The sequence below is a fragment of the Roseateles sp. P5_E11 genome, assembly GCF_054049355.1.
The window spans coordinates 1-3,880 of sequence record NZ_JBFUMO010000549.1; the positions used below are offsets into that span (position 1 = coordinate 1).

Annotated in this window: 3 protein-coding genes; 1 reads left to right on the forward strand and 2 read right to left on the reverse strand. The window is 69.2% G+C overall.

What is annotated here, in order from left to right; translation table 11 throughout:
* On the reverse strand, positions 1-1,374 hold a 1,374-nt coding region (locus ACXJKR_RS26675), incomplete at its 3' end, for a carbon starvation CstA family protein (RefSeq protein ID WP_457325387.1).
* Between the two features lie 238 nt (positions 1,375-1,612).
* On the opposite strand from ACXJKR_RS26675, the gene ACXJKR_RS26680 reads away from it, so the two are divergent.
* A complete protein-coding gene (locus ACXJKR_RS26680) occupies positions 1,613-2,008 on the forward strand; it encodes a hypothetical protein (protein WP_457325388.1) in 396 nt (131 codons plus the stop codon).
* Positions 2,009-2,019: 11 nt separating this feature from the next.
* Here the strand turns inward: ACXJKR_RS26680 and ACXJKR_RS26685 are convergent.
* Positions 2,020-3,880, reverse strand: a 1,861-nt coding sequence (locus tag ACXJKR_RS26685; RefSeq protein ID WP_457325389.1) for a response regulator, incomplete at its 5' end; no start/stop codon positions are given.

Sequence of the window (3,880 nt, forward strand, 5' to 3'; positions counted from 1 at the left end):
GCCGCCCACCACCTGGTGCAGGATCTCGGCCATGCCCACGGCCAGCGTCGGCGCACCGCCTGCCCGGGCCAGGATGGTCTTCTCCCCGACGTCGGCCGCGGCCTGCGTCAGCATCTCTGGCGTCACAACAAAGCCCCAGGTCGACAACGTCTGCGCGACCGTGGCGGCGTCCTTGCCGACGACCGCGGCCGGGCTGTTCATCGCAAAGTAGACGCCCGGCTCGATGCAGGAGGCCGCGACCAGCGCCATCACGGCGACGAAGCTCTCGGCCAGCATGCCGCCGTAGCCGATGTAGCGGGCGTGGGTCTCGTTCTCCAGCAGCTTTGGGCTGGTGCCCGACGAGATCAGCGCATGGAAGCCCGACACGGCGCCGCAGGCGATGGTGATGAACAGGAAGGGGAACAGGCTGCCAGCCCAGACCGGCCCGCCACCCGACGCGAACTGCGTCAGCGCCGGCATCTTCAGCGGCGGCGCGACGATGACGATGCCGATGGCCAGCGCGATGATGGTGCCGATCTTCAGGAAGGTGCTGAGGTAGTCGCGCGGCGCGAGCAGCAGCCACACCGGGATGCAGGCGGCGACAAAGCCATAGCCGATCAGCAGGCCGACGAGTGTGGTCGGGGCCAGCGTGAAGATGGGCGCCAGCGTGGCGCTCTCGCTGACCGCCTGGCCGCCGAAGATGGCGCCCATCAGCAGCACGAAGCCGATGACCGACACCTCGCCGATGCGGCCCGGGCGGATGAAGCGCAGGTAGACGCCCATGAACAGCGCCACCGGAATCGTCGCCGCCACCGTGAACAGGCCCCAGGGCGAATCCGCCAGGGCCTTGACGACGATCAGCGCCAGCACCGCCAGGATGATGATCATGATCATGAAGGCGCCGAACAACGCGATCAGGCCCGGTACCGTGCCCATCTCCTGCTTGACGAGGTCGCCGAGCGACCGGCCATCACGGCGCGTGGAGATGAAAAGAACGATGAAGTCCTGCACTGCGCCGGCGAAGACGACGCCCGCCAGGATCCACAGCAGGCCGGGCAGATAGCCCATCTGCGCCGCCAGCACGGGGCCGACCAGCGGGCCTGCACCGGCAATCGCCGCGAAGTGGTGGCCGTAGAGCACGTGCTTGTTGGTGGGCACGTAGTCCAGCCCATCGTTGTACTTCCAGGCCGGCGTCTGCCGCTTGGGGTCCAGCTCCAGCACCTTGTTCGCGATGAACAGGCTGTAGTAGCGGTAGGCGATGAGGTAGGTGCACAGGGCGGCAGCCACGACCCACAGTGCGCTGATCGTCTCGCCGCGGCTCAGGGCCACGGTGGCGAGGGATGCGGCACCCAGGATCGCAACGCCCGCCCACACAAGGTGGCGGCGCAGATTCATGAGGTTTGTCTCCGTTGCGGTGCTGACCTCGAAGCGGGGCGCGACCGTGATGGAAGTCTCGGCAAACGGGCGCTCCTCGGCATCGGTCAAGCCACGCAGGCCAGGCGCGCGGCAATACCTAAGGGTCAACCCCGAAACACCCTCTTACGCAACGGCGCAGGACGGCGTCAACGTCGGGCGGGGCCTGGCGTTGTTCGAGCACGGCCAGCATCTTGTTCGGCCCTGTAGGAGTTCCGCCATGCTTCGTCCCCTCATCGCCGCTTTTGCCGCCACCGCCGCCCTGCTGGGCGCCGCTACTGCCCAGGCAGGCACACACTGGTCCATCGGCGTCAGCCTGCCGGCCGCGGGTGTCGTCGTGTCGAACGGCGGTTACTACGCACCGGCACCCGCTCCGGTTTATTACGAGCCGGCACCGGTCTACTACGAGCCGGCACCCGTCGTGCGCTATGCGCCGGCGCGCCGCTATGTCGAGCGCGACGTCTACTACGCGCCGGCCCCGCGGGTGGTTTATGCGCCGTCCTACCGCGAGCGTCGCTGGGAAGGTCGCGACGACCGTTGGGACCATGGTCGCCACGAGCGCAACGACCGCTGGAGCCACGACCGTGACGACTCCGGCCCGCGCCGCGGGCACTGAGCCCGCGCCCGTCAGCGCCGCGCCATCTCGCCGCGGATCTCGGTCTGCAGCAGTTGCAGGTCGGGCAGGTCGAAGGGCTTGAGCAGCGCCCGCACATGGGGGCCGAAGTCCGACAGGTCCGAGCCCATCTCATAGCCCGACGAGAACACCACCCACGTGTCCGGCGCGTGGCGCAGGATGGCCCGGGCGAGGTCGATGCCTGACATCCCCGGCAGGCTGACGTCGGTCATGACGAGGTCGAACTTGTCGGGCGCATAGGCCGCCAGCGCTTCCTCTGCTGTCGCGCAGCTTTCGGGCTGCATCCCCACCTCCTCCAGCAAATAGGCGATCTGTTCACGCAGATCGGCGTTGTCCTCCACGAACAGCACCCGCAAGGCCGGCGCCTGCGTGGGCCGGGCAGCACTGAGCTCGGCCACGGCGCGGGCCAGCAGATGCGGGGACACTGCCTTGGGCACGCAGCGCTGGAAGCCTGCCTCGAGCGCGGCCTCGCGGTCGGTCGCGCGCACATAGGCCGTGACGGCCGCCGCGGGCAGCACGTCCGGGCCCAGTTCCATGGCCTGGCGCACATGTCGGATCAGGTCATAACCCCCCATGCCGGGCATGCCGAGATCGCTCAGCAGCACATCGAAGCGCTGCTGCTGCAGCAAGGCGATGGCGGCCTCCGCCGACTCGGCCGTGACAACATCAGCGCCGCGCTCGGACAGCAGGCGGGCATGGGCCTCGAGCACGTCGGGGTGGTCATCGACGAGCAGCACCCGCACGCCAGAGATCAAGGGCTCGACACCGCCCGCCTCGGTTTCAACACCCGCCACGTTCGACTGGCCGGCGCGCGGCAGGCGCAGGCTGAACACCGAGCCCTGGCCGCGGCCCGCACTGTGGGCTGCCACCTCGCCGCCGTGCAGCTCGACGAGGTTCTTGACGATGGACAAGCCCAGCCCCAGGCCGCCATGCACGCTGGAGGCGGTGCCGTCGGCCTGGGTGAAGCGGTCGAAGAGCTGCGGCAGGAATTCAGGGTCGATGCCCTGGCCGGTGTCGCTGACCGCGACCTCGACGATGGGGCCGTTCAGCTTCGTCGACAGCGTGATGCTGCCGCCCGTGGGGGTGAACTTCATCGCGTTGGTGATCAGGTTCATGACGATCTGCGTGAGCCGGCGCGCGTCGCCAAAGACCTCGGCGGCCTCGGGCGCCAGCTGCAGCACGATCTCGAGCTGGCGGGACTGGGCTGTCGGGCGGGCCGTGTCGGCCGCGCCCGCAACGATGCCGTTCAGGTCCACCCGCTCGACATTCATCAGCTGCTTGCCGGCGACGATGCGGCTCATCTCCAGCAGGTCGTCGACCAGGACGGCCTGGGCCTGGGCATTGCGCGCGATGGCCTGGATGCCCCGTTGCAGCATGCCGGGCTGCACGCCGGGGTGGGTGAGCACGTTGACCCAGCCGAGGATGGCCGCCAGCGGCGTGCGCAGCTCGTGGCTGATCGCGGCGACGAACTCCTCCTTGGCGCGCGCGGCCTGGTCGGCGGCGCCGCGCGCGGCCTGCTCGGCGGACAGCAACTGATCGCGGCGCAGCTGCAGCTCGCGGCGGTCGGTGATGTCGTGGAAGTAGACGGACAGACCGTCGTGCGAGGGATAGCAATGGCATTCCAGCCAGCGCTCCGGGGCACCYGGCGCCATGGCCTCGAAAGACACGGCCTGACCGCCCTTGGACCGGGCCTTGTCGAAGCCGGCCTCGAACTCGCCGGCGCCAAAGACCTCGCCACTGCGCCGCCCGGTCAGCTCGTCGGCCCCACGGCCGAGCAGCCGGGCGCCCTGCTCGTTGACGTAGCCGATGCGCCCGTCATGCTCGATGAGCAGCAGGCCATCGGTGATGCTGCTC

Coding starts and splice junctions, on each gene's coding strand:
- ACXJKR_RS26680 (WP_457325388.1), top strand. CDS start 1,613: ATGCTTCGTCCCCTCATCGCCGCTTTTGCCGCCACCGCCGCCCTGCTG.